This is a genomic window from Pseudomonas sp. P2S-1, assembly GCF_057197725.1.
Window position 1 is genome coordinate 5,912,861 of sequence record NZ_CM170068.1, and the last position, 22,216, is coordinate 5,935,076.

Consider the following 22,216-nt stretch of genomic DNA (forward strand, 5'->3'; position numbering starts at 1 on the left):
ACCGCTTTGCTTCGTGGTTAAGGGGTTGGCTCCTTGCTTGGGTTGTCGAAGGGAAAGATCCGGCGCCAGTCGGCGGCCATGTCGACCACCGTCCAGCCGCGCTGGCGGGCTTCGTCCAGGGCCTTGTCGAGCCGGCCGACTGGCGACTGGCGGTCGTAGGCCCACTCGCGCCGGGCATCGGTGTGATGCACCAGGCCCATGAAACGCGGGCCAGGGCCGGCGGCGGTCCACTGGAGCATTTGCAGGTCACCGTCGGAGTTGCCGAACGCGAGCAGGGGGCGACGGCCAATGATCGCGTCGATGCTTTCCGGCTTGCCCGAACCATCGTCGTTGTGCGCCAGCCTTGCCGTGCGCAGCAGCGTCGGCTTGCCGTCCACCCGGGTGAATTCGGTCACGAAGAGGGAGCCGATCACCTGTTCCGGCGGCACGCCGTAGACCTGTTCGGTAAAGGCGCGCATGAAGCCGCTGTCGCCGCCGGAGACGATGTACACCTTGAATTGCTGCTCGCGCAGGTAGTCCATCAGCTCCAGCATCGGCTGGTAGATCATCTGGTTGTAGGGCTTGCCGGTCCTGGGGTGGCGGGCCCGCTCGAACCAGGCCCGGGCCCGTTCCTCGAACACTTCGCTGCTCATCCCGGTATGGGTGGCGGCGATGATCTTCATCAGGCCGTCCATGCCTGCGGCCGCCAGCGCCTGCTGGTTGTTCTCCAGCACCGCGCGGAACGGCTGGGTGGTTTTCCACTCGGGATGCTGCGCAGCCATGCGGCGCACCTCATCGAAGGCGAACAGCACCTGGAAATACGCCGGCTGCTCGCTCCACAACGTGCCGTCGTTGTCGAACACGGCGATGCGCTGGGCCACCGGGACGAACTGCGGCGAGTCGTTGCGCGTGACTTCATCGACGAAGGATTGCAGCGCTGCCTTGGGCGCGCTGTCGTTCCAGGAGGGCAGGGCGTCGGCCTGAACGGGCCAGTACAGCAGCAACAAGGCCAGCAGTAGCCAGCGGCAACGGAGAGTGCGGTTCATGGTGACGTCCTGTGTGGCGTGGGATTGAGTGGGCGCAGTCCGTAGCGCACGCGTGCGGGGGGGCGTTGTCGCCACTGCCGCCACTGCTCGCGCAGCCAGGCGCCATGGCGGTGGACCAGATAGCCGAGGGTGCCGCCCATGAGCGCCAGCGTCAGCGCCGCAAGCCAATGTCGAGACAGGTGCAAGCGGCTTTCGCGGCCCAGGCGTTGGAGGTCTTCGCTGACCGAAAACGCCGGGGCCGCCGCTGGCGCCGCAACGGCGGAAAAGTCCACGGCGGGCACCTGTGCGCTGTGCAGGCGGTGATCGCGGCTGCTCCACCACTGCACCTCGATGGCCGGCAGATGGAATGTGCCCGGATGCTCGATGCGGTAGCTGGCGCTGTCGATGCGCTGGCCGCTGAGGTCGTCGGGCGAGCTCAGTTGCGGTGTTTTCACGAAGCGACTGAGGCCCCGGACCTCGGCCAGGGGCGTGACCGGCAGCAGCAGGGCCAGGCTGTCGGTGGCGCGCAGGGTGACGCTGCGCACCAGGCTGTCACCGACCTTGAGGCCTTCGAGCGAGCCCAGTGTCTGGCTCAATTGCACATCGCTGGCGACCAGCAGGTTGCGTCCTGCGGCCTGGGGCCAGTCCACCCTGAGTTGCAGCGGCTGGCTGCGGGCGCTCAGCAGGGCGACGGCATCGCCTGGCTGCGCGCTGATGACGAGGGCGGGAATCTGCACTTCGCCGGGCTGGCGCAGGGTCAGGCGCCAGGTGTAGCGCATGCCGAAGAAGGGCGTGCCGTCGAGGTTCAGGGTCAGGTGCTGGGCGCGCTCGTCTGGTGGCGTGACCACGACCCCCGGCAGGGCCAGCCCGGGCAGTTGCGGCGCGCTGGTGAACCAGCTGTCGGTCAGCACATCCACCTGCAACGGCACGGTCTGGCCGACCACGGCCTGGTTGCCGTCCGGCAACTGCGCCTGTACCCGTAGCTGCGGTGCGGCGCCAGCAGGGCCGAGGAAGAGAAGCAGGAGCAGCGCGAACCGTCTCATTGTCCCTCCTTGGCCGCAGCATCCTGCAGGGCGAACTTGCGTTGCAGGAACTGCGCAGGCGAGGTGCTGAGGTTGTCCAGCCAGAGGGCATCCGAGGCGGCTTGCGGGGTCTGGACGTCCTTGCTCGCGCCCTTGCTGGCGGGTTTGTCGAAGGCGATCTGGTCGGCTTTGACCTCGGGGGCGTTGTCCGCCGCCGATTCGGCGTCCTTCTGCAGGGCCAGGACCAGCGCCAGGTTGTCCCGTGCCTCGGGGAAATCGGCTTGCAGGGCCAGGGCCTGGCGATAGGCGGCGATGGCCGGGTCGAACTTGAAGCGCCGGGCCTGGATATTGCCGATGTAGAAGTACGCGGGCGCCGTGCGCAGGCGGGCGAAGCTGCTCAGGGCCAGGTCGTAGTCGGCGGCGTTGTAGGCGGCGATGCCTTTCCAGTACAGGTCCTGGAAGTGCCTGGCGGCGGCGGGGTAGTGATGCTGGTCGAAGGCCAGGCGACCTTGCTGGTCGGGCGTCAGGAAGGCATCCACCAGGGCGCTGGCGCGGCTGTCCGGGGCATTCAGCAGCAGTCCCAGCAACAAGGCCGCGCTCCAGTTCAGGCTCCAGCCTCGGCGCACGCAGAAGAAGGCGATCAGCAGCAGCGGCCAGCACAGCCAATAACCGGCGTCCTTCCAGTGCAGCGCCGCGCCGTCTGCCGGGGCGGCCTGGAAATGCTGGCGGGCGTGAGCTTCGACCCAGTCGAGGTCGTCGTCGTTGGCGGTCAGGCTGCCCAGCGGCGCGTCCAGCGCCTTGCCCAGCCCTTCGAGGGCGCGGGTGTCGAGCCCGCCGGGCTGGCCGTCGGCACTGCCCACCGCGAGGATCAGCACCTGCAGGGACGGCGGCACCTTCAGGGCTGTGAACTGGCTGCTGTCGGCGCCATCGGTGACCAGCACCAAAGTGGCCGGGGCGTTTTCTGCGGCCAGCAGTTGCCGGCTGACCTCCAGCACCCCGGCGACATCCTTGCCCGGTCGCTGGATCAGTGAGCTGGACAGGGCTTGCAGATAGCCGTCGAGCAGGGCCGGATCGCGGGTCGCCGGCATGACCAGGTGGGCGCTGCCGGCATAGGCGATCAGCCCGGTGGCGGCCCCGCGACGGCGTTCGATCAGGCTGTGCAGTTTGTGCCGGGCGGCTTCCAGGCGCGACGGCGGGATGTCGGCGCTGTCCATGGACGCGGACAGATCGAGGGCGAGGAGCATGGGGGCGCGGTCGTCGAGGAAGTCCGGACGGTCCTGCTGCCAGGTGGGACCGGCCATGGCCAGGGCGCCGAGGACCAGCAGGGCGCAGGCCAGGTGTACCGGCTTCACGCCTCTGGCCTGCTGGCCATCGAGGCGCAGGTAGCGCAGCAGGTGTGGCGCGATGCGCACGCTATGCAGGCGCTGGTGCTGCTGACGGCGCCAGAACAGCGCCAACAGCGAGGCCGGCAGTAGCAGCCACAACCAGGCGGGGCGCAGGAAGTGCAGGGCATCCAGCTCAATGTCCATGGGCCGGCACCTCCCGTTCGTTCCAGCGCGCGGCCGCCAGCGCCAGTAGATGGAAGAGCAGGAACAGCAGCAGTGCGGCGCCCAGCGGCAGCCAGAACAGTTCGGTCTTGGGTTGGTGGCTGAGGGTCTTCACGGCATGCGGGGTGATCGCGTCGAGGGTGTGGTACACCTCGCCCAGTGCGGCACGGTCGCTGGCGCGGAAGAAGCGGCCGCCGGTACTGGCGGCCAGTTGTTGCAGGGTGCTCAGGTCCACCCGCGCTTCGGCCTGGGCCTGGGGATCGCCGATGCCGATGGTGTGGATCATCACGCCACGTTCGGCGGCGATTTCCGCCGCATGGGCCGGGGTGATGGCGCTGCTGGTGTCGTTGCCGTCGGTGAGCAGGATCAGCACTTTCTCCGGCTCGTTGGCCTGCTCCAGGATCTTCAGGCTCAAACCGATGGCATCGCCGATGGCGGTATTGGGGCCGGCCATGCCGACCTCGGTCTGCGCCAGCAGAAGCGACAGGCTGGCGTGGTCCAGGGTCAGCGGCGCCTGGGCGAAGGCGCCGCTGCCGAACACCACCAGGCCGAGGCGGTCCTGTTTACGTTGGCGGATAAAGTCGGCGACCACCGCCTTGACCGCGCTGATACGCGAGACCGGCTTGCCGTCCGTGCCGGGCATATCGACCGTGTCCATGGACTGGGAGATATCGATGGCCAGCATCAGGTCGCGTACCGGTTGCTGGTGCTCGATCGGCGGCTCGACCTTGACCGGCCGTGCCACGGCGAGGCACAGCAGGCACCAGACGACGATATGCAGGGCGAGCTGCCAGTGGTCATGGCGGGTGCCGGGCAGGTCGGGGCGCTGGCCGGTGGCCTGGCTGATCTCGTCGAAGAACGGCATGCGCACGGCACTGCGGGCTTCCTGCCAGGGCGGCAGACGGCGGTAGCCGAGCAGCGGCAGGGGCAGCAGGAGCAGCAGCCAGGGGTAGTCAAGCTGCCACATGATGCTGCTCCACCCAGGTGCGGCTATGACGCAGCAATTCGCGGGCGTCCATGGCCTGCAGTTGTGCTTGCGGGGCGTAGGCGAGTTGCGCCAGGCGCCGGGCGAAATCCTCCGGCAGGGGCGCGCTGGCATGGGCGACCAGGAAGGCTTGCCATTGGCGGTCCTGCAGCGGCGCCGCGGCAAGGCCGCCGGGCATGGACAGGGCCACGCGCTTGAGCAGTTCGGGCAGGTCGCGCAGGGCTTGCGGGTCGTCCAGGCGTCGTTCCAGGGCGTCGAGCTGGCGCAGGGCTTCGCGGCGATAACGGTTTTTCTGCCAGCGCCGCCAGGCGCGCAAGGCCCACACCAGCAAGGCGGCCAGCAGCAGGATCAGCAGTGCCGCCCAGCCCCAGGTCTGTGGCCAGTAGCTGACCGGGGCGGGCAGGGCGATCTCACGCAGTTGTTCAATATCCGGCACCTGGCGGGTCATGGCTGCAGCTCCTGCAGGCGGCCCAGTTCCAGACGCAACTGCGCGCTGGCGGATAGCGCAGTGCTGAACATCATCAGTGGCACCTGGCTGCGCCGCAGCAACTGCGCGACCTCCTTGAGGCGCCCGCCGAGAAAGTCGCTCAGCGGTTGGCGGATACGCTGGCGTTCCATGGCCAGCGCGACCTGCAACTGGCCCTGGCTGATCACCAAGCGTCCGCGTTCCGGCAGGTCGAGGGCCAACGGGTCGTAGACCTGCAAGGCCAGTACATCGTTGTGCGCGCGCAGTTGGCGTAACTGCTTGAGCGTATTGTCGCCGGCGCCGGCGAAGTCACTGATCAGGCACACCAGATGATCGTGGCGGGCCACTTGCAGGCAGCGGCGCAGGGCGTCGTCCAGCGTGTGCGCGGAGTCGCCGGCCGGGACGTCGGCGGCCAGGCGCTGGTTGAACTTCACCGCGCTCGTACAGATTGCCTGGGCCCGGGCGCGGCTGCGCAGGGGGGCGGTGCACTGGCAGTCCTGGTCGTCGAAGATCACCGCGCCGACCCGGTCGCCCCCCTTGAGCGCTATCCACGCGCAGAGTGCGGCCAGCTCGGCGGCAATGGCGGACTTGAAGCTGACCCGGGAGCCGAAGAACATCGACATGCGCTGGTCCAGCACCAGCAGCAAAGGGCGGTCGCGTTCCTCGGTCCAGGTGCGCACGATGGGCGTGCCGCTGCGCAGGCTGGCCTTGCAATCGAGATGGCGCAGGTCGTCGCCGGGCTGGTAGCGGCGCAGTTCATCGAAGTCCAGGCCGCGCCCGCGCAGGCGTGAGGCATGGTTGCCGGAGAGCAGGCTGGCGCGGGGCTGGCGAGGGTTGAAGCTGAGGCCGCGGGCAGCGAACTCCAAGGCCATCAGTTGGGCTAGTGAGACATAGACATGTCCGTCGGCGGACTGCTGTGGGGGCCCCATCGCTCGCTCCTCATGCCGGAATGGCAACCTTGGCCAGCAGGCGCTCGAGCACCGCTTCGGCGTTGATCCCGTCAGCGATGGCGTCGTAGCTCAGTTGCAGGCGATGGCGCAGGACCGGGTGCAGCATGGCGCGCACATGGTCCGGGGTTACGAAGTCCTGGCCCTGCCACCAGGCCTCGGCGCGGGCGCAACGATCCAGGGCGATGCCACCGCGTGGGCTGCTGCCCAGTTGCAGCCAGCGGGCCAGGTCGCTGTCGTAGCGTTCGGGGTGGCGGGTGGCGTCGAGCAGGTCCACCAGGTAGCGGTCGATGGCCGGGGCGACTTGGATTTCGGCGATTTCCCGACGGGCCTGGAAGATCGTGTCCTGGGGCAGGGTAAAGCGGTCGCCGGCGCTGTTGCCGGGCGGGGCGGTTTCTTCCGTGCGCAGCATCTGCAGGACCTGGCTTTCGCTGTCCGGGGTCGGGTAGTCGAGCAGGACCTTGAGCAGGAAGCGGTCCATCTGCGCTTCCGGCAGCGGGTAGGTGCCTTCCTGTTCGATGGGGTTCTGGGTGGCGATCACCATGAACAGCTCGGGCAGGGCGTGACTGCTGCCGGCCACGGTGATCTGGCGTTCCTCCATGGCTTCGAGCAGGGCGGCCTGGACCTTGGCCGGGGCGCGGTTGATCTCGTCGGCGAGGATCAGGTTGCCGAACAGCGGGCCGGGCTGGAAGCGGATCTGGTTGCGGCCGTCGGCCTGTTGCAGGACTTCGGCGCCGGTGATGTCCGAGGGCAGCAGGTCGGGGGTGAACTGGATGCGGCTCATGCGCGCATCCAGGTGACGGGCCAGGGCCTTGACCGTGCGGGTCTTGGCCAGGCCGGGAAGGCTTTCGAGGAGGACATGACCGTTGGCCAGCAGGCCGACCAGGACCTGATGGATGACCGCGTCCTGGCCGAGGACGGAGCGGGCGATGGCGGCGTGCAGGGCCTTGAGGTCGGTGAGGGCGGTCATTAAATCGTCCTCCGGTTTGCGGCGATCCTTGTAGGAGCTGGCTTGCCTGCGATGGACCGCGCAGCGGTCCCAAAACCTGCCACGCCGTGTCTCTGGATAAATGCAGTCTTGCCGGCGCTGAGAATCCAAGCCTGCTCAGGGCAGGTATTCGTGCTGGATGGTTTTGGGACCGCTGCGCGGTCCATCGCAGGCAAGCCAGCTCCTACAGGGTCTCGGGTGTTCTTGAGGTTCACCATGGCGAAGCCACCACCACGAAGCTGATGCTGTTGCCCACGTATTGCGGCCGGTACCAGGTGGCGCCGCAGTGTTGGTAGGCCACGCCATTGGCCACCACCGAAACGCAGTCCGGCGGGACCGAACTGACTTGGGTGCCGATGGCGATGGCCGCCGCCGTGGTTGCCCCGATTACCGCGGCGGTCGCCCAGGGGTTGTACCAGTCGTCATGAGGCGGCGGCGGTGGTGGCGGCGGTGGTGGGGGAGGCGGCATCGGGCCAGGCCCGGGACCCGGATGCGGCCCCGGTCCTGGGTGAGGGCCTGGCCCCGGCTGCGGATGCGGGCCAGGCCCTGGCTGCGGCTGCGGATGCGGCCCCGGCTGCGGGCGTGGCATGGGCTGCGGCTGCGGGTGATAGCTGGGTTGGTACGCCGGCCTCTGGAAGCCACCCCCGCCCATGTGATGCGGCACTACGAAGCTGCGTCCGCCGCCTCCGCCACGCAACTGCCAGGCTTCCGCAACCGCGGGCACTACGAGGCAGGCCAGCAGGCCGAGGCTGAAGATCGAGCGCGTCCGCTTCATGGCCGTTCCCCCGCATCCAGTTGCACCAGCGGCACCGGCAGGGCCTTGGCCGGTGGCACGAAGGTGAAGGCGTCGGCCTTGATCGGCGACGTCAGGTCCCAGGCGAAGCTGACGCTGTGCCGTGGCCGCTCGGCATCGTCACGCCGGGTGATCACCAGGCGGCAGGGCAGCGGCTGGGCGCCTTCGCGCACCCAGAGTTGCCAGTCGATCTGTGGCTGGCGATAGGCGTAATGCACGCAGCTCTGCCCATCGAGATGTTCCTTGCCGATGCTGTAGGCCGCGCTGATGCCGACTTCGTCGGCCGTCGCGGCACTCCAGCGGAACAGGTCGGCCAGCGGCAGTTCGATACCGTAACGCTCGCCGAGCAGGTCGAGCAGCTTGCCGATGCTGTCCGGCGCCGCTTCCCGGGTGTAGTAGTTCAGGTGCTGGTCGTAGAGCACGAAGTCCTTGCCGTCATAGAAGAAGCGCCGGCTGCTGCCGCCCCGGTCGACGTTGACGTAGAGCTTGTCCGGGCGCACCGCCAGGACTTGGGTGTGGTGCTGGAAGGCGACGGTCTGGCCGCTCTCCAGTTGCTGGTCGGTTTCGCTGCGGGTGCTCAGGCTGAAGCTGGGCAAGCCTTGCAAATAGCTGCCCATGGCGGACAGGGCCGCGAGGGCCGCCGGGTCGCGCTCGTCCGCCGCCTGGGCAAGGCCGGACAGGATCAGCAGGCTCAAGGCAGCATGACGCAGCTTCATCGGCGTACCTCCTTACCAGACGTATTGCAGGCGCAGGGTCCAGGTGTTCACATCCGGCGAGCCGGTGCGCTCCGAGACGGTGTCGGTGTAGGCCACCAGCCCGCCGAACTGCGGCGAAAGCATGAAGCCGAGGCTGGCGCCGAGCAGGGTGTTGGATTGCTTGTTGTCCTGGTCCACACCGTCTACCCGGGTTTCGCCACCGGTGCTGTAGGTGGCATCGAAGGACACCCACAGCGCCCGGTTGACGCTGTAGCTGTAGTGCCCTTCGAGGGCGTACAGCGGCTTCTGTTCCAGCTTGCTGTCGCCGAGGTAATCGTCGTTGTCGCCGTATAGCGAGACGTAGCCGTTGATCTCCAGCCAGGTCGGGCCGATGGGGTGGCCGAAGGCGATCTCCGGTTTCACCACCCAACGGTTGGCGCCGATATTGATCACCCGGTCCTTGTCGTAGTCGCCGTTGGGCAGGGTCACCCACAGGGCGCCGCTCATGAAGGTTTCCGGGGTCCATGTGGCGAATTCCTCGGCGGTCAGGGCCGGGCCGCCGAAGAAGTTGTGGGCGAAGACCACCTGGGTGTCGCCCATGCCGCCGTTGTGCTTGGTGCCGTCGAAGAAGCGTGCGTCATCGAAGGATGCGGAAACGTCGGCATACGGCTGGATCAGCTGGATCGCACTGTTGCGCCCGTCGATGGCGAAGCTGCGGGCATAGCGGAACAGGTACACATCGGCATTCAGCGACAGGCCGTCGATGGGCAGGGTGGTATCGATCGGGGTGTTGGTGTCGACCCGGTTGTAGTAGCCGAAGACCATGTTCAGGTCGATCGGCGTGTTCTGCCAGTCGCGGGCGTTATCGGCCAGGGCTGGGCAGGCGATGCCTAGCGCCATGGGCAGGGCCAGGAAAGATCGACGAATCCCCATACGCTGTTCCTTGCAGTTTCAAATCATCGGCGAATGCACTTCGCGCGCTGTCATTAACCTGAGCGGGCCTATTGGTACTTCTTATTGGTACTTGATGACCACTGCCTTGAGTTTGCGCCCGTCGACATTACGAATATCGCGGTTCCACAACGGTCCTTCGACATAGGTGGCGACCGGTTGAATCCGGTCATAGACCACCACGGCAGCATCCCCGCCAATACTGGCGGCCTGCTCGCGCAACTTCTGCTCGACGTCGGCAATGGGCGGTGGCGGTTCGATACTGGCGTCGACGATGACCTCGCCAAGGCGCACGTGAGGGCGGGTCGGCTCCGTGCGCAGGACCTGGACCTGAGCGGCGGAAGTGGGCGCGGCGTGGGGGGCGCCGACATATTCGGTGGTGCGGGCGTCGATGCTGGTGCAACCGGCCAGCACCAGGAAGGCCAGTCCGGCGACGCAACTCCCGAGGGTTGTCTTCATCTTCGACTCCTTTCAAAGAACACTATTTCGAGACAGCTGAGACCATAGTCGAGCGTCTTGATTAATACAAAAGTGTGCTTATCAGGATTCGCTATAAGTGCGTTGCCTATTTAAAGCGAAATGCTGTAACCAAGCTGTAGTAGTCGTTTTTATGCAGTGGGCAAGTTCTAAAGTGTGAGCAGTTTCATTGTTTTGGTTTTTGCTTGTGTGCAATTGAGCGAGCGCGAATATCAAACTTTCGAGCGTGAAAAGTTGATCCTTGTCATCATCGGAAATAGATTTTCACCGAGCCCTGCTGAAACCCGCGAGTAGCATGCGTCTCTTATCCAGTAGTGGATTTTTCCTACATCGATCCTCCAAGGAGCGCTGCAATGAATACCCGTGGTTTGCTCGATCAACTGTTCAAGTCCGGTCAGGAACTGCTGCAGAAGCAGACCGGCAGCGCGTCAGGTACGCAGAAAAGCGGCGGCGGGCTCGGCAGCCTGCTGTCCGGTGCTGGCGGTGGCGCCGCTGCCGCCGGCGCGTTGGGCTTGCTGATGGGCAGCAAGAAAGCCCGCAAGTATGGCGGCAAGGCCCTGACCTACGGCGGCCTGGCAGCGCTTGGCGTGCTGGCCTACAAGGCCTATGGCAACTGGCAGGCCAAGCAGGCGTCCGCCCCGCAAGGCGAGCCGCAGACCCTCGACCGCCTGCCGCCGGCCCAGGTCGAGCAGCACAGCCAGGCGATCCTCAAGGCCCTGGTCGCTGCCGCCCGCGCCGATGGCCATGTCGATGAGCGCGAGCGCGAGCTGATCGAGGGCGAGTTCGTCAGGCTCTCCGGCAACGACCGCGACCTGCAGCACTGGCTGCACGCCGAACTCAACAAGCCGCTGGACCCTGCCGAAGTCGCCCGTGCCGCCTCCACCCCGGAAATGGCTGCGGAAATGTACCTGGCCAGCGTGATGCTGGTGGACGAGGAACACTTCATGGAGCGCGCCTATCTCGATGAACTGGCAAAGCAGTTGCGCCTCGATCCGGCGCTCAAGGTGGAGCTGGAACGTCAGGTTCGTGCGACCTGAGTCAATAAAATGGGCAAATGGCCATTGGTTGTCGTCTATTTGCCCAATCAACCCTGTAGGATCAGCCCCATAGGTACGTAGGCCCTAGGCTATAATCAGCCCATTTTTCCTGCCGCGTACAACGCTCGAGGGCTGATTGTGAAGAACTGGACACTGCGCCAACGGATCCTGGCAAGTTTCGCCGTGATCATCGCCATCATGTTGCTGATGGTGGTCGCCGCCTATTCGCGCTTGATCGCCATCGAGGACAGCGAGCAGGCGGTGCGTGCCGACAGCATGCCCGGGGTCTACTACAGCTCGATGATCCGCAGTGCCTGGGTCGACAGTTTCATCCTCACCCAGCAACTGGTCGGCATGAGCAATCATCGCGACCTGACCGATGCCGACATGGCCCTGTACAAGAGCTATGACGACCGTCTGCAGCAGCAGATGGCCAACTACCGCAAGACCATGAACGACTCGCAGGACGCCACCAACTTCGCCCAGTTCGAGGGCATGGTCACCGAATACCATCAGTACCTGGCCGCCGTGCTCAACGCCTACGGCAAGAAGGACTATGCCGAAGCCCAACGCCTGGTCCTGGAAAACCTCGCGCCGAGTTGGGCCGAAGGGCGCAAGTCCGTCAACAGCCTGATCGACTGGAACCGTCGCTACGCTGACGAGGCCACCGACAACATCGTCAGCGCGGTGAACACCGCCAAGCTGAGCATGGCGATTTCCCTGTTGCTGGCGGTGATTGCCGCCGGTGTCTGCGGCCTGCTGCTGATGCGGGTCATCACCGAGCCCATGCAACGCATCGTCCGCGCCCTGGAAACCCTGCGCGGCGGCGACCTCAGCGTGCGCATGAACCTGGAGCGCAACGACGAGTTCGGCGCTGTGGAAACCGGTTTCAACGAGATGGTCAGTGAACTCACCGGGCTGGTCTCCCAGGCCCAGCGTTCCTCGGTGCAGGTGACCACCTCGGTGACCGAGATCGCCGCCACCTCCAAGCAGCAGCAGGCCACCGCTACCGAGACCGCCGCCACCACCACCGAGATTGGCGCCACCTCGCGGGAAATCGCCGCGACTTCCCGCGACCTGGTGCGCACCATGACCGAAGTGACCACCGCCGCCGACCAGGCCTCGGTGCTCGCCGGCTCCGGCCAGCAAGGCCTGGCGCGCATGGAAGAAACCATGCACCAGGTGATGGGCGCGGCCGACCTGGTCAACAACAAGCTGGCGATCCTCAACGAGAAGGCCGGCAACATCAACCAGGTGGTGGTGACCATCGTCAAGGTCGCCGACCAGACCAACCTGTTGTCCCTCAACGCCGCCATCGAGGCCGAAAAGGCCGGCGAGTACGGCCGCGGTTTCGCCGTGGTCGCCACCGAAGTGCGCCGCCTCGCCGACCAGACCGCCGTGGCCACCTACGATATCGAGCAGATGGTCCGCGAGATCCAGTCGGCGGTGTCCGCCGGGGTGATGGGCATGGACAAGTTCTCCGAGGAAGTGCGCCGCGGCATGTTCGAGGTGCAGCAGGTCGGCGAGCAACTGAGCCAGATCATCCATCAGGTCCAGGCCCTGGCGCCGCGGGTGCTGATGGTCAACGACGGCATGCAGGCCCAGGCCACCGGTGCCGAGCAGATCAACCACGCCCTGACCCAGCTCAGCGATGCCAGCAGCCAGACCGTGGAATCGCTGCGCCAGGCCAGTTTCGCCATCGACGAACTGAGCCAGGTGGCGGTCGGTCTGCGCGGCGGTGTGTCGCGGTTCAAAGTCTGACGTGGCGATGACCGACTCCACGCCTCGCCGCAGCCAGGACGCGGGCTGCCAGGGACGTCTGTTCCTGGTGTTCCGCGTCGGCGGCGAGCGCTTCGCCCTGGATACCCGGGAGATCGCCGAGGTGCTGCCGCGCCTGCCGCTCAAGCCGCTGGCGCGCACGCCCGACTACGTTGCCGGAGTGCTGGCCCATCGCGGTGCGCTGGTGCCGGTGATCGATGTCAGCGCCCTGAGCTTCGGTGCTCCGGCACCGCAGCGCACCAGCACGCGGCTGGTGCTGGTGCATTACCGTTTCGATCCGCGGCGTCCTGACCTGCTGCTCGGCCTGATCCTTGAGCAGGCGAGCAATACGCTGCGCTGCGACCCGGCTGAGTTCCGCCCCTATGGCGTCGATAATCGCGACGCGCCGTACCTCGGCCCGGTGCGCGAGGATGCCGAGGGCCTGTTGCAGTGGATCGGCGTGCAGGACCTGCTCAACGACGAGGTGCGTGCCTTGCTGTTCCCGCTTGACGGGGTGCTGGCATGACCATTGAACGGCGGTTCTTCCGCTTCCTGCAGGAACGCATCGGCCTGGACGTCGCCTCGGTCGGCGAGCAGATGGTCGAGCGCGCCCTGGCCCAGCGCAGTGCGGCGCTGTCGGCCAATGACCTCGACGATTACTGGGTGCGCTTGCAGCAGTCCCATGCCGAACAGCAGGCGCTGATCGAAGCGGTGATCGTTCCCGAGACCTGGTTCTTCCGTTATCCGGAATCGTTCACCGCGCTGGTGGACCTGGCCCGCAAGCGCCAGGCCGAACTGGGCGGCACGCGGCCGCTGCGGATCCTCAGCCTGCCCTGTTCCACCGGCGAGGAGCCCTATTCCATTGCCATGGCCTTGCTCGATGCCGGGCTGTTGCCCCAGGCGTTCAAGGTCGATGCCATGGATATCAGCCCCAACTCCATCGGCCGCGCCCAGCGCGCGCTGTACGGGCGCAATTCGTTCCGTGGTCCGGAGCAGGCGTTTCGCGAGCGGCATTTCAGCGAAAGCGAGGAGGGCCAGTTGCTCGACGGGCGGGTGCAGCGCCAGGTGCAGTTCGAGGTGGGTAATGTGCTCGATCCGACCCTGTCGAGCCGCCAGGGCAGCTACGACTTCGTGTTCTGCCGCAACCTGCTGATCTATTTCGACCTGGCGACCCAGCAACGGGTGTTCGAGGTCCTGAAGAACCTGACCCATGCCGATGGCGTGCTGTTCATCGGCCCGGCCGAGGGCAGCCTGCTGGCGCGCATGGGCATGCGGCCATTGGGCATCCCGCAGTCGTTCGCCTATGTGCGCCAGGCGCCGGAAGCGAAACCGGCGCTGCCCAAGGCTGTGGCCGTGGCTGCGCCGCTGGCCCCGGTCGTGCGCCCGCCGGCTCCTGCGGCGCCGACGCGGCGCAGCATCGCGCCGCCGGTGCCACGTATCCCGCAGCACGGCCGCAACGAGCAGGCCGGCGAGTTGCTGGCGCAGATCGCCGTGCTGGCCAACGGCGGCCACAGCGAGCAAGCCCGCGCCGCCTGCCAGCGTTACCTCCAGCAATTCGAGCCGTCGGCCCAGGTGTTCTACTGGCTCGGCTTGCTCAGCGATACCGCCGGTGACAGCGCTGACGCCATCAGCCAGTACCGCAAGGCGCTCTATTTGGAACCGCAACATCCCGAGGCCCTGGTTCACCTGGCGGTGCTGCTGGCTTCCCAGGGCGACACGGCCGGCGCCCGGCGCTTGCAGGAGCGGGCTGCGCGACGCGAGCGGGAGGCTGACCGATGATCGATGAAATCAATGTGCTGACCGGCGATGTCGAGCGTATCGACGATTGCTGGAACCGCATCGGCGTGCACGGTGACAAGAGCTGCCCGTTGCTCGAAGAACACGTGCATTGCCGCAACTGCGCGGTCTATGCCGCAGCGGCCACGCGCCTGCTGGATCGCTATGCCCTGGCCCAGGACGCCCATGTCCGCGAGGCCGTCGAGGAGCAGGTGGTGCAGGGGCCGTCGTTGCTGCTGTTCCGCCTTGGCGAGGAGTGGCTGGCCCTGGCCACCCGCTGCCTGGCCGAAGTGGCGCCGGTGCAGCCGGTGCATTCGCTGCCGCACCAGCGCTCCCGGATGCTGCAGGGCGTGGCCAATGTGCGTGGCGCGCTGGTGCCGTGCCTGTCCTTGAGCGACCTGCTCGGCCTGGAGTTGACCGAGGCGCCAGCCAGTTCGGCCCGGGTCATGCCACGCATGCTGATCCTCGCCGCCAAGGGCGGTGCGGTGGTGCTGCCGGTGGACGAGGTGGACGGCATCCACGCCCTCGACCTGCGCCTGCAGGGCGAGGCCGGCAATGAAAACCGCTTCACCCGCCAGGTCCTGCAATGGCGCGGGCGAAGCGTGCGAATTCTGGACGAAGACCAGGTGTTGTCCGCTGTCGAACGGAGCCTTTCATGACCCCAGAGCAAATGCGCGACGCCTCGTTGCTGGAGCTGTTCAGCCTCGAAGCCGAAGCCCAGACCCAGGTGCTCAGCGCCGGGTTGCTGGCGCTGGAGCGCAATCCGACCCAGGCCGACCAGCTCGAGGCCTGCATGCGCGCCGCGCACTCGCTCAAGGGCGCGGCACGGATCGTCGGCATCGATGCCGGGGTCAGCGTTGCCCATGTCATGGAAGACTGCCTGGTGGAAGCCCAGGAAGGACGCCTGCGTTTGCGTCCGGAACATATCGATGCGCTGCTGCAGGGTACCGACCTGCTGATGCGCATCGCCACGCCGGGGGATGCCACGGTGGACGCGGCGGTGCAGGCGTACCTGGTGCAGGTGGCCAATCTGTTGCAGCCGGGTGCTGCGCCGGCTCCCGCGCCCGTCGTGCCGCCTGTGGTCGAGCCCGCGCCCGTCGCAGCCGCGCCGCTTGTCCTTGAGGAGACGGAAGCCGAACCCGAGCCGGAACCGCGCCCCGCCCGCAAGAACAAGACGACCGAGGGCGGCGAGCGCGTCCTGCGGGTCACCGCCGAGCGCCTCAACAGCCTCCTCGACCTGTCCAGCAAGGCCCTGGTGGAAACCCAGCGCTTCAAGCCGTTCCTCGCCACCCTGCAACGCCTCAAGCGCGTACAGGGCCAGGGCCTGCGCGCCCTCGACGGGCTCAAGGCGCAGCTCGACGCCGGCGAGCAGGGCGATGACGTCCGCGAGGCCCTGGCCCTGACCCAGCAACTGCTCGGTGAAGCGCAGCAGATGCTCCAGCAGCAGGTGGTCGATCTCGACGAACTGGGCTGGCAGGCCGGGCAGCGCGCGCAGAACCTCTACGACATGGCCCTGGCCTGTCGCATGCGCCCGTTCGCCGATGTGCTGACCGGGCAGAGCCGCATGGTCCGTGACCTGGGCCGTTCCCTCGGCAAGCAGGTGCGCCTGGAGATCGAGGGCGAGAAGACCCAGGTTGACCGCGATGTGCTGGAAAAACTCGAAGCGCCGCTGACCCATTTGCTGCGCAATGCCGTCGACCATGGCATCGAGATGCCCGAACAGCGCCTGGCGGCGGGCAAGCCGATGGAGGGTACCATTCGCCTGCGGGCGTCCCATCAGGCCGGCTTGCTGATCCTGGAATTGAGCGATGACGGCGGCGGTGTGGACCTGGAGCGCCTGCGCCGGAGCATCGTCGAACGTCATCTGTCGCCGGCCGAGACCGTGGCGCAGATGAGCGAGGCGGAACTGCTGACCTTCCTGTTCCTGCCGGGCTTCAGCTTGCGCGACAAGGTCACCGAGGTGTCCGGGCGTGGTGTTGGCCTGGATGCGGTGCAGCATATGGTTCGCCAGTTGCGCGGCCAGGTCGAGATGACCCAGAGCGATGGCAGCGGCAGCCGTTTCCATCTGGAAGTGCCGCTGACCCTTTCGGTGGTGCGCAGCCTGGTGGTGGAAGTCAGCGGCGAAGCCTATGCCTTCCCCCTGGCCCATATCGAACGCACCCTGGAGCTGCCGGCCGAGGCCATCGTGCAGATCGAGGGGCGCCAGCAGTTCTGGCACGAGGGCCGGCATATCGGCCTGGTCTCGGCCAGCCAGTTGCTCAACCGGCCGGTCAGCCAGAACGGCGAGCAGAGCATCAAGGTGGTGGTGATCCGCGAGCGCGAAACGCTCTACGGCGTAGCCATCGACCGCCTGATCGGCGAGCGGGTGCTGGTGGTGATGCCGCTGGACCCGCGCCTGGGCAAGATCCAGGACATTTCCGCCGGGGCGCTGCTGGACGACGGCTCGGTGGTGTTGATCGTCGATGTCGAGGACCTGCTGCGCTCGGTGGAAAAACTCCTCAGCACCGGCCGCCTGGAGCGCATCGAGCGCCGTGGCGCGGCCCGTGAGATCGCGCGCAAGCGCGTGCTGGTGGTGGATGACTCGCTGACCGTGCGCGAGCTGCAGCGCAAGCTGCTGAGCAACCGCGGCTACGAAGTGGCCGTGGCGGTAGACGGCATGGACGGCTGGAATGCCCTGCGCAGCGAGGATTTCGACCTGCTGATCACCGATATCGACATGCCGCGCATGGACGGTATCGAACTGGTGACCCTGGTGCGCCGCGACAGCCGCCTGCAATCCCTGCCGGTGATGGTGGTGTCGTACAAGGACCGGGAAGAAGACCGACGGCGAGGGCTCGACGCCGGCGCTGACTATTATCTGGCCAAGGCGAGTTTCCATGACGACGCCTTGCTGGATGCCGTAGTCGAGCTGATCGGGGGAGCCCAGGGATGAAGATCGCCATCGTCAACGATATGCCGCTAGCCGTGGAAGCCTTGCGCCGTGCGCTGGCCTTCGAGCCGGCCCACGAGGTCATCTGGGTCGCTAGCAATGGCCTGGAGGCGGTGCAGCGCTGCGCCGAGCACACCCCGGACCTGCTGCTGATGGACCTGATCATGCCGCAGATGGACGGGGTCGAGGCGACCCGGCGGATCATGGCCGAGTCGCCGTGTGCCATCGTCATCGTGACCGTCGATCGCCGGCAGAACGTGCACCGGGTGTTCGAGGCCATGGGCCATGGCGCCCTCGATGTGGTCGATACCCCGGTGCTGGGTGGTGGCGATCCGAAGGAAGCCGCCGCCCCCTTGTTGCGCAAGATCCTCAATATTTCCTGGCTGATCGGCCAGCAGCGCCCCAGCAGCGTGCGCACGCTGTCGACGCCGTTGCGCCAGGCGGCACAGCGCCAGGGCCTGGTCGCCATTGGTTCGTCCGCAGGCGGGCCGGCGGCGCTGGAAGTGCTGCTCAAGGGCCTGCCCAAGGCGTTTCCGGCATCGATCGTGCTGGTCCAGCACGTCGACCAGGTATTCGCCGCCGGCATGGCCGAATGGCTCAGCAGTACTTCAGGACAGAACGTGCGCCTGGCCCGCGAGGGTGAGCCGCCACAACCCGGACAGGTACTGCTGGCCGGGACCAATCACCACATCCGTCTGCTCAAGGATTGCACCCTGGCGTATACGGCGGAGCCGGTGAACGAAATCTACCGCCCCTCGATCGACGTGTTTTTCGAAAGTGTGGCGCGGTTCTGGCGTGGCGATGCGGTGGGCGTGCTGCTCACCGGTATGGGCCGCGATGGCGCGCAGGGGCTCAAGCTCATGCGCGAGCAGGGTTTCCTGACCATCGCCCAGGACCAGCAGAGCAGTGCGGTGTACGGCATGCCCAAGGCGGCCGTCGCCATAGACGCGGCCGTGGAAGTGCGTGCGCTGGAGCGGATAGCCCCACGACTAATGGAAATTTTTCCGAAATGACGATATGTATTCAGTCACGCCGGCGGCGCCGGCAGTGCCCAGGTGACAGCGCATGAATGATCTACCGATCGACGGCTTTTCAACCTCTGACGAGAACTCGGCGATGGTCCTGCTGGTCGACGACCAGGCGATGATCGGCGAAGCCGTGCGCCGGGGCCTGGCCCACGAAGACAACATCGACTTCCACTTCTGTGCCGACCCGCACGAGGCGGTGGCCCAGGCCATGCGCATCAAGCCGACGGTGATCCTCCAGGACCTGATCATGCCGGGCCTCGACGGCCTGACCCTGGTCCGCGAATACCGCGCCAACCCGGCGACCCAGGACATCCCGATCATCGTCCTGTCGACCAAGGAAGATCCGCTGGTCAAGAGCGCGGCCTTTGCCGCCGGGGCCAACGACTACCTGGTCAAGCTGCCGGACAACATCGAGCTGGTGGCGCGCATCCGCTATCACTCGCGCTCCTACCTGACCCTGTTGCAGCGCGACGAGGCTTATCGAGCGTTGCGGGTCAGCCAGCAGCAGTTGCTCGACACCAACCTGGTGCTGCAACGCCTGATGAACTCCGACGGCCTGACCGGGCTGTCCAACCGCCGGCACTTCGACGAATACCTGGAGCTGGAGTGGCGCCGGGCAATGCGCGAGCAGTCGCAGTTGTCGCTGCTGATGGTGGACGTGGACTACTTCAAGTCGTTCAACGACACCTTCGGCCACCTGGCCGGGGACGAAGCGCTGCGCCAGGTGGCCGAGGCGATCCGCTCGTGCTGCGCACGGCCGAGCGACCTGCCGGCGCGTTATGGCGGCGAGGAATTCGCCCTGGTGCTGCCCAACACCTCGCCGGGTGGGGCGCGGTTGCTGGCCGAGAAGCTGCGTCAGACCGTGGCAGCGGCGCGTATCGCCCATATCATGCCCGGCCCGGACTCGGTGCTCAGCGTCAGTATCGGCCTGGCCACCCAGACCCCGGCGATCGGCAGCCACTGCCGGCAACTGATCTCGGCGGCGGACAATGCCCTGTACCAGGCCAAGAATGCCGGCCGCAACCGCGTCGCCATGGCCTGAGGGCCTCATCGCTGGCAAGCCAGCTCCCACAGGGTGGACTGCCCCCAAGAAATTGGAGACTAATCCAACCCTTGGGGGAGTTATGAAGTACACCGAACAGTTCAAGCTGGCAGCCATCACTGCCTATCTAGAGGGCAGTGATGGTTTTCGAAAGGTAGCCCAGCATTTCAACATCGATTTCAGCCTGCTGAGGCGCTGGGTGGCCAGCTACAAAGCTCGCTCCACTATCAGTTCCATACCTCATAGTCAGCGCTACCACATCGACTTCAAGCGCAGAGTTGTGCAGCACATGCGCGAGCACCGGCTTTCCCTGCGTCAAACGGCAGCGCATTTTGGCTTGGGCCAGTCCTCTCGGATAGGCATTTGGGAGGACCAGTACTACAGTGGCAACCTTGCCTCCTCTGCCTCTCAACGAAAAAAGCCTACCGACGTGTCCAAGAAGATTAAGCCACTCAAACCCACTGATACCGACGACGCGCTGAAGCCACGAGATCAGCTCATGGCGGAACTCGAGTATCTGCGCATGGAGAACGCTGTCCTAAAGGAGCTGAAGGCTTTGAGAGAGGAGAAGGAGCGAAGGCAAGAGAAAAAACGCTGATCGTTTCCAGACTCCGAACCCGGTTCCCGCTGTCAGCGTTGCTGGACTTGGTTGAGTTGTCGAACAGCACCTTCTATTACCAGCTCAAAAGCCTTCAAAGGCCGGATAAACACGCCCATCTGAAAGAACTAGTGAGTCAGGTCTATCACAAGGAAAAAGGGCTCTATGGGTATCGGCGCGTGACGCTGGCGATCAAGAATCAAGGCGTCCTGGTGAACAAGAAGGTTGTGGAGCGACTGATGGCAGACCAAGGTTTGCAGGCGGTAGTGCGGCCTAAAAAATATCGGTCCTATCGAGGAGAGGTAGGCAGGATTGCCGAGAATCTGCTGGAGCGGAACTTCATCGCCCAGCGGCCCAATCAGAAGTGGGTAACTGACGTAACCGAGTTTAAAGTGGCTCAGCAAAAGCTCTACCTCTCACCAGTGATGGACCTGTACAACAGTGAGATCGTGGCCTACGAGATCGCTCGCCGGCCCAGCTATGAGCTGGTGGGGAACATGCTGGAAAAAGCCCTGAGTAGCTTGGGAAAGGAGCCGAAGCTGGTCATTCACTCTGATCAGGGGTGGCATTATCAGCAGCGCCAATACCGAGAAAAGCTTGAGCAGCGCGGCGTAAAGCAGAGCATGTCGCGCAAAGGGAATTGCCTGGATAACGCCGCTATGGAAAGCTTCTTCGGCACGCTCAAGTCGGAGTTTTTCTACTTGAAACGGTTTGAGAGCGTCGAAGAGCTGATCACCGGCCTAGATGAGTACATCCGCTACTACAACCATGACCGCATCAAGCTGAGGCTAAATGGCCTAAGCCCCGTCGATTACAGGGCTCAGGCCGCTGGCTAAAGCTGTCCAACTTTTCGGGGGCAGTCCAGGGATCGCGTGCACCGCCGAACCTGTGGGAGCTGGCTTGCCAGCGATAGGGCCGGCAGAAACACAGCCATTTTCAGATCTTCCCCTGTAAATCAGCCTGCCGCCCGTAGCTTCCAGCTTGTCCCCCGCCACCCCCCCTGCGCTATACTCTCCGGCTTTTCACCGAATTACGCACGAGAGCAGCCCGCCCATGGAAATCAACCCGATCCTGAATACCATCAAGGACCTCACCGAGCGTTCCGAGTCCATTCGGGGGTATCTTTGACTACGATCACAAGCATGATCGTCTGACCGAAGTAAACCGCGAACTCGAAGACCCGAACGTCTGGAACAAACCCGAGTACGCCCAGGCCCTGGGCCGCGAGCGCGCCATGCTGGCGCAGGTCGTCGAGACCCTGGACAAGCTGTCCGGCGGTCTGGCCGACTGCAAGGACCTGCTCGACATGGCCGTCGAGGAAGACGACGAGGGCGCCGTCGATGACGTCGTCGCCGAGTTGCAGAACCTCGAGGAACACCTGGCCAAGCTCGAATTCCGCCGCATGTTCAGCGGCGAGATGGACCCGAACAACGCCTACCTGGACATCCAGGCCGGTTCCGGCGGTACCGAAGCGCAGGACTGGGCCAACATCCTGCTGCGCATGTACCTGCGCTGGGCCGACAAGCGCGGCTTCGACGCGACCATCATCGAACTGTCCGAAGGCGAAGTCGCCGGCATCAAGGGCGCCACCGTGCACATCAAGGGCGAGTACGCCTTCGGCTGGCTGCGCACCGAGATCGGCGTGCACCGCCTGGTGCGCAAGAGCCCGTTCGACTCCGGCGCCCGCCGCCACACCTCGTTCTCCGCGGTGTTCGTATCGCCGGAGATCGACGACAAGGTCGAGATCGAGATCAACCCGTCCGACCTGCGCATCGACACCTACCGCTCCTCCGGCGCCGGTGGTCAGCACGTCAACACCACCGACTCGGCGGTGCGTATCACCCACGTGCCGACCAACACCGTGGTGGCTTGCCAGAACGAACGTTCCCAGCACGCCAACAAGGACACCGCCATGAAAATGCTGCGGGCCAAGTTGTACGAGCTGGAAATGCAAAAGCGCAATGCCGCCTCCCAGGCCCTGGAAGACAGCAAGTCGGACATCGGCTGGGGTCACCAGATCCGTTCCTACGTGCTGGATGATTCGCGGATCAAGGACCTGCGCACCGGCGTCGAGCGCAGCGACTGCCAGAAAGTCCTGGACGGCGACCTCGACCAGTACCTGGAAGCGAGCCTCAAGCAGGGGCTGTAAGCCGCACACCACTGCCGCGAGACC

At 65.6% G+C, this 22,216-nt stretch carries 21 protein-coding genes; 10 read left to right on the forward strand and 11 right to left on the reverse strand.

Annotated elements, in window-relative coordinates; translation table 11 throughout:
* Nucleotides 1-17: 17 nt before the first annotated feature.
* The 11 genes from AC2CQI_RS26490 to AC2CQI_RS26540 all read right to left on the reverse strand — a co-directional run bounded on the left by AC2CQI_RS26490 (nucleotide 18) and on the right by AC2CQI_RS26540 (nucleotide 9,857).
* Nucleotides 18-1,025, reverse strand: coding sequence for an HAD family hydrolase (locus AC2CQI_RS26490; RefSeq protein WP_484578363.1), 1,008 nt, complete (start codon nucleotides 1,023-1,025; stop codon nucleotides 18-20).
* Nucleotides 1,022-2,047 carry a hypothetical protein gene (locus tag AC2CQI_RS26495; RefSeq protein ID WP_484578364.1) on the reverse strand — a complete coding sequence of 342 codons (1,026 nt, stop codon included), beginning with the start codon at nucleotides 2,045-2,047 and terminating at the stop codon, nucleotides 1,022-1,024. The genes AC2CQI_RS26490 and AC2CQI_RS26495 overlap by 4 nt, the downstream gene beginning before the upstream one ends.
* Nucleotides 2,044-3,555 (reverse strand): VWA domain-containing protein, encoded by a 1,512-nt coding sequence (locus AC2CQI_RS26500; RefSeq protein WP_484578365.1) that lies wholly within the window; start codon nucleotides 3,553-3,555, stop codon nucleotides 2,044-2,046. Before AC2CQI_RS26500 ends, AC2CQI_RS26495 begins: the two co-directional genes overlap by 4 nt.
* Nucleotides 3,545-4,540, reverse strand: coding sequence for a vWA domain-containing protein (locus tag AC2CQI_RS26505; protein ID WP_484578366.1), 996 nt, complete (start codon nucleotides 4,538-4,540; stop codon nucleotides 3,545-3,547). The genes AC2CQI_RS26500 and AC2CQI_RS26505 overlap by 11 nt, the downstream gene beginning before the upstream one ends.
* The gene (locus tag AC2CQI_RS26510) at nucleotides 4,527-5,006 is read right to left on the reverse strand and encodes a DUF4381 domain-containing protein (protein ID WP_484578367.1); all 480 of its coding nucleotides are present in this window, start codon (nucleotides 5,004-5,006) and stop codon (nucleotides 4,527-4,529) included. The genes AC2CQI_RS26505 and AC2CQI_RS26510 overlap by 14 nt, the downstream gene beginning before the upstream one ends.
* Nucleotides 5,003-5,953 (reverse strand): DUF58 domain-containing protein, encoded by a 951-nt coding sequence (locus tag AC2CQI_RS26515; protein WP_484578368.1) that lies wholly within the window; start codon nucleotides 5,951-5,953, stop codon nucleotides 5,003-5,005. The genes AC2CQI_RS26510 and AC2CQI_RS26515 overlap by 4 nt, the downstream gene beginning before the upstream one ends.
* A 10-nt stretch (nucleotides 5,954-5,963) precedes the next feature.
* Nucleotides 5,964-6,941 carry an AAA family ATPase gene (locus tag AC2CQI_RS26520; RefSeq protein ID WP_484578369.1) on the reverse strand — a complete coding sequence of 326 codons (978 nt, stop codon included), beginning with the start codon at nucleotides 6,939-6,941 and terminating at the stop codon, nucleotides 5,964-5,966.
* A 229-nt stretch (nucleotides 6,942-7,170) separates the two neighbouring features.
* Entirely contained in the window at nucleotides 7,171-7,428 is a 258-nt protein-coding gene (locus AC2CQI_RS26525) for a hypothetical protein (RefSeq protein WP_484578370.1), read from the reverse strand.
* A gap of 302 nt (nucleotides 7,429-7,730) precedes the next feature.
* Nucleotides 7,731-8,468, reverse strand: coding sequence for a DUF2092 domain-containing protein (locus AC2CQI_RS26530; RefSeq protein ID WP_484578371.1), 738 nt, complete (start codon nucleotides 8,466-8,468; stop codon nucleotides 7,731-7,733).
* 12 nt (nucleotides 8,469-8,480) lie between these two features.
* A complete protein-coding gene (locus AC2CQI_RS26535; protein WP_484580670.1) occupies nucleotides 8,481-9,347 on the reverse strand; it encodes a transporter in 867 nt (288 codons plus the stop codon).
* 114 nt (nucleotides 9,348-9,461) lie between these two features.
* Complete coding sequence (locus tag AC2CQI_RS26540) at nucleotides 9,462-9,857, reverse strand: hypothetical protein (RefSeq protein ID WP_484578372.1); 396 nt, start codon at nucleotides 9,855-9,857, stop codon at nucleotides 9,462-9,464.
* 371 nt (nucleotides 9,858-10,228) lie between these two features.
* Here AC2CQI_RS26540 and AC2CQI_RS26545 point away from each other — a divergent pair, with 371 nt between their 5' ends.
* The 10 genes from AC2CQI_RS26545 (at nucleotide 10,229) to prfB (ending at nucleotide 22,192) form a co-directional block, all read left to right on the forward strand.
* Nucleotides 10,229-10,912, forward strand: a complete 684-nt coding sequence (locus AC2CQI_RS26545) for a tellurite resistance TerB family protein (protein WP_484578373.1) — start codon at nucleotides 10,229-10,231, stop codon at nucleotides 10,910-10,912.
* 138 nt (nucleotides 10,913-11,050) lie between these two features.
* A complete protein-coding gene (locus AC2CQI_RS26550; protein ID WP_484578374.1) occupies nucleotides 11,051-12,673 on the forward strand; it encodes a methyl-accepting chemotaxis protein in 1,623 nt (540 codons plus the stop codon).
* A 7-nt stretch (nucleotides 12,674-12,680) separates the two neighbouring features.
* Complete coding sequence (locus tag AC2CQI_RS26555; protein WP_484578375.1) at nucleotides 12,681-13,196, forward strand: chemotaxis protein CheW; 516 nt, start codon at nucleotides 12,681-12,683, stop codon at nucleotides 13,194-13,196.
* Nucleotides 13,193-14,449 carry a CheR family methyltransferase gene (locus tag AC2CQI_RS26560; RefSeq protein ID WP_484578376.1) on the forward strand — a complete coding sequence of 419 codons (1,257 nt, stop codon included), beginning with the start codon at nucleotides 13,193-13,195 and terminating at the stop codon, nucleotides 14,447-14,449. The genes AC2CQI_RS26555 and AC2CQI_RS26560 overlap by 4 nt, the downstream gene beginning before the upstream one ends.
* Nucleotides 14,446-15,105, forward strand: coding sequence for a chemotaxis protein CheW (locus AC2CQI_RS26565; RefSeq protein WP_484578377.1), 660 nt, complete (start codon nucleotides 14,446-14,448; stop codon nucleotides 15,103-15,105). The genes AC2CQI_RS26560 and AC2CQI_RS26565 overlap by 4 nt, the downstream gene beginning before the upstream one ends.
* On the forward strand, nucleotides 15,102-17,378 hold the full coding sequence (locus tag AC2CQI_RS26570) for a response regulator (RefSeq protein ID WP_484578378.1): 2,277 nt from the start codon (nucleotides 15,102-15,104) through the stop codon (nucleotides 17,376-17,378). Before AC2CQI_RS26565 ends, AC2CQI_RS26570 begins: the two co-directional genes overlap by 4 nt.
* A complete protein-coding gene (gene cheB, locus AC2CQI_RS26575; protein ID WP_484578379.1) occupies nucleotides 17,375-18,388 on the forward strand; it encodes a chemotaxis-specific protein-glutamate methyltransferase CheB in 1,014 nt (337 codons plus the stop codon). The genes AC2CQI_RS26570 and cheB overlap by 4 nt, the downstream gene beginning before the upstream one ends.
* A 52-nt stretch (nucleotides 18,389-18,440) precedes the next feature.
* Entirely contained in the window at nucleotides 18,441-19,445 is a 1,005-nt protein-coding gene (locus tag AC2CQI_RS26580) for a diguanylate cyclase domain-containing protein (RefSeq protein ID WP_484578380.1), read from the forward strand.
* Between the two features lie 82 nt (nucleotides 19,446-19,527).
* A protein-coding gene (locus AC2CQI_RS26585) for an IS3 family transposase (protein ID WP_484577124.1) occupies nucleotides 19,528-20,879 on the forward strand; the annotation gives its coding sequence in 2 pieces (ribosomal slippage) (nucleotides 19,528-20,008 and nucleotides 20,008-20,879; 1,353 coding nt in all).
* 217 nt (nucleotides 20,880-21,096) lie between these two features.
* Nucleotides 21,097-22,192 (forward strand): peptide chain release factor 2 gene (gene prfB / locus AC2CQI_RS26590; protein WP_144443641.1). Its coding sequence is split into 2 segments (ribosomal slippage): nucleotides 21,097-21,168 and nucleotides 21,170-22,192, totalling 1,095 coding nucleotides; the frame shifts between segments, so codons are not numbered across the junction.
* The last annotated feature ends 24 nt before the right edge of the window (nucleotides 22,193-22,216 follow it).

Bases quoted from the DNA above. Each gene is read 5' to 3' on its own strand.
- AC2CQI_RS26490 (WP_484578363.1), bottom strand. From the start codon at position 1,025: ATGAACCGCACTCTCCGTTGCCGCTGGCTACTGCTGGCCTTGTTGCTG.
- AC2CQI_RS26495 (WP_484578364.1), bottom strand. From the start codon at position 2,047: ATGAGACGGTTCGCGCTGCTCCTGCTTCTCTTCCTCGGCCCTGCTGGC.
- AC2CQI_RS26500 (WP_484578365.1), bottom strand. From the start codon at position 3,555: ATGGACATTGAGCTGGATGCCCTGCACTTCCTGCGCCCCGCCTGGTTG.
- AC2CQI_RS26505 (WP_484578366.1), bottom strand. From the start codon at position 4,540: ATGTGGCAGCTTGACTACCCCTGGCTGCTGCTCCTGCTGCCCCTGCCG.
- AC2CQI_RS26510 (WP_484578367.1), bottom strand. From the start codon at position 5,006: ATGACCCGCCAGGTGCCGGATATTGAACAACTGCGTGAGATCGCCCTG.
- AC2CQI_RS26515 (WP_484578368.1), bottom strand. From the start codon at position 5,953: ATGGGGCCCCCACAGCAGTCCGCCGACGGACATGTCTATGTCTCACTA.
- AC2CQI_RS26520 (WP_484578369.1), bottom strand. From the start codon at position 6,941: ATGACCGCCCTCACCGACCTCAAGGCCCTGCACGCCGCCATCGCCCGC.
- AC2CQI_RS26525 (WP_484578370.1), bottom strand. From the start codon at position 7,428: ATGCCGCCTCCCCCACCACCGCCGCCACCACCGCCGCCGCCTCATGAC.
- AC2CQI_RS26530 (WP_484578371.1), bottom strand. From the start codon at position 8,468: ATGAAGCTGCGTCATGCTGCCTTGAGCCTGCTGATCCTGTCCGGCCTT.
- AC2CQI_RS26535 (WP_484580670.1), bottom strand. From the start codon at position 9,347: ATGGCGCTAGGCATCGCCTGCCCAGCCCTGGCCGATAACGCCCGCGAC.
- AC2CQI_RS26540 (WP_484578372.1), bottom strand. From the start codon at position 9,857: ATGAAGACAACCCTCGGGAGTTGCGTCGCCGGACTGGCCTTCCTGGTG.
- AC2CQI_RS26545 (WP_484578373.1), top strand. From the start codon at position 10,229: ATGAATACCCGTGGTTTGCTCGATCAACTGTTCAAGTCCGGTCAGGAA.
- AC2CQI_RS26555 (WP_484578375.1), top strand. From the start codon at position 12,681: ATGACCGACTCCACGCCTCGCCGCAGCCAGGACGCGGGCTGCCAGGGA.
- AC2CQI_RS26560 (WP_484578376.1), top strand. From the start codon at position 13,193: ATGACCATTGAACGGCGGTTCTTCCGCTTCCTGCAGGAACGCATCGGC.
- AC2CQI_RS26565 (WP_484578377.1), top strand. From the start codon at position 14,446: ATGATCGATGAAATCAATGTGCTGACCGGCGATGTCGAGCGTATCGAC.
- AC2CQI_RS26570 (WP_484578378.1), top strand. From the start codon at position 15,102: ATGACCCCAGAGCAAATGCGCGACGCCTCGTTGCTGGAGCTGTTCAGC.
- cheB (WP_484578379.1), top strand. From the start codon at position 17,375: ATGAAGATCGCCATCGTCAACGATATGCCGCTAGCCGTGGAAGCCTTG.
- AC2CQI_RS26580 (WP_484578380.1), top strand. From the start codon at position 18,441: ATGAATGATCTACCGATCGACGGCTTTTCAACCTCTGACGAGAACTCG.